The 1,702-nt window shown below is 38.4% G+C and carries 2 protein-coding genes; both read right to left on the minus strand.

Annotated elements, in window-relative coordinates:
• A partial coding sequence (locus AC1DND_RS27355) for a hypothetical protein (protein WP_477585939.1) occupies window positions 1-189 on the minus strand: 189 nt, incomplete at its 3' end.
• Window positions 190-877: 688 nt separating this feature from the next.
• Window positions 878-1,387 (minus strand): DUF2911 domain-containing protein, encoded by a 510-nt coding sequence (locus AC1DND_RS27360; protein WP_477585940.1) that lies wholly within the window; start codon window positions 1,385-1,387, stop codon window positions 878-880.
• Between the last annotated feature and the right edge of the window lie 315 nt (window positions 1,388-1,702).

The following is a 1,702-nucleotide window of genomic DNA, read 5'->3' on the forward strand; positions in this document are numbered from 1 at the left end:
ACTCAACATGCCAAAAGGGGCCGATGCAGCTGGCGACATCTGCCCATGATCTGCTGAAGATCCTAAAAAAACGTTCACCTGATCGACAGGCTTTGCTGTTTTAATAGAAAAAAGCTGTGTTTTTTGTTGAGCTAAAACGTTTAATGAAAGAAGCGGTAATATTGCCAGTAGTTTAATAGGAAGCTTCATTATTTGTGTTTATTTTTAAATTGTCCTAAAATAGTATTTTAACATGAAGTAGCTATTATGTTTTAGGTTCTTTACAGAAGTTGTTGGTCTGGATTTGTAATCCGGACCCCTAGTGTTCTAGTTCTACAAGTTTTAACTGTTTGTCAGGATTATAAATCCTAAGCTCTTAAGACTCGATTGCAAATCCCGACTATCATTAGAAAAAGCTTTAACAAAATATGTTTTTTATTTTGAAGCGCAAGCCCTGTATAGAACAAGAAGTTTCTTCCCGTTTTTTGCTTTTACGCTTTCCCGAAACTTCGGGATACCTCGTTGCTGCAGGGTAACGCTTCAACCGGGGCTAAGTGGCTACAGCAGCATTTCATTTGTTGGGTTGCAGGATGCACAAACCCTTGTCCTTAAACCCGACAGCAGCGGCAGCTCCCGATTCTTCATCGGGACTATAGCGAATGGCGGGACTGCAAGCATCCAAGAACCGCAAGCCTCTCATTTCCTCTAATAAGAATATCTTTTATTTCGGTCGGTGAGACACCAACCGATAGGATAATGAATCGCGACGTTAAGTCGGGAGTAATGGAAAACGGGACTGCAAACCGCCAAGAATTACAACCCAGCCATTTTCAAAAAAACGGCATAAAAAAAGCCGTCCTAATGTAAATCAGGACGGCTGTGAAATAATTTTATCTTATTATTTAATGTTAACCGGAACAGAAATTTTATCCCATTCTAAAGCGAATCCGCTTTTGGTAATTTTATAAACCAAACGTTCTTGTGTAGCTTTTAAGGCTTTGGTTTTAACATCAACACGCAAAGCATCCTTAGCTTCTTCGTATTTATAAGCACCCCACTGTTTTGGTTCTTTGTTAAAAATAGCTGTCCAGGTTCCGCTTTCTTTAGGGATTAAAAAGAAGCTGTATTTTCCTGCTGCCAAAGCTTTACCTTCAACTACGATATCTTTATCGGTTTCGAAAGTAGTAGCCTCGTTTGCACCTGCGCGCCATACTTTATCAAAGGCTTCTAAACCGCCCCAGATTTTACGTCCTTTTACGGCAGGGCTGCTGTAGTTGATGGTAATGGTTGCACCTTTAACTTTTCCTGTCGCTGTAGCAGCAGGACTTGGTTTAGGCTGAGCATCTTGTGCCATTGCACTTACAGAAATAGTAATTGCTGTAAATAGCAACGCGATTGATTTAATCATCGTTTTCATAGTATTATATTTATCTGTTTTTGTTGTTTTTGATTTTACGAATTTATGGCTTTAGGTTGATAAAAACTATAATCCTAGTGTCTAAAAAATTGTGCAAAACTTTACTGTTTTTTAAATTCATTTCTCAACTATAGACTAAACTGCTTTATTTCCTTCTTCCAACAAATCTGATTACCGAGCCCTGGCCGTTATGAAACAAACCCTCATTCAGTTCAATTTCTTTTTCTTCTAATACAAGAATCTCATAATTTTCGAAATCAGCTCTTATTTCCTCGATCGAAAATAGCATGTCGATTTCTTTTGGTC

The organism is Pedobacter sp. 01N416, from assembly GCF_056399685.1.

Coding starts and splice junctions, on each gene's coding strand:
- AC1DND_RS27360 (WP_477585940.1), bottom strand. CDS start 1,387: ATGATTAAATCAATCGCGTTGCTATTTACAGCAATTACTATTTCTGTA.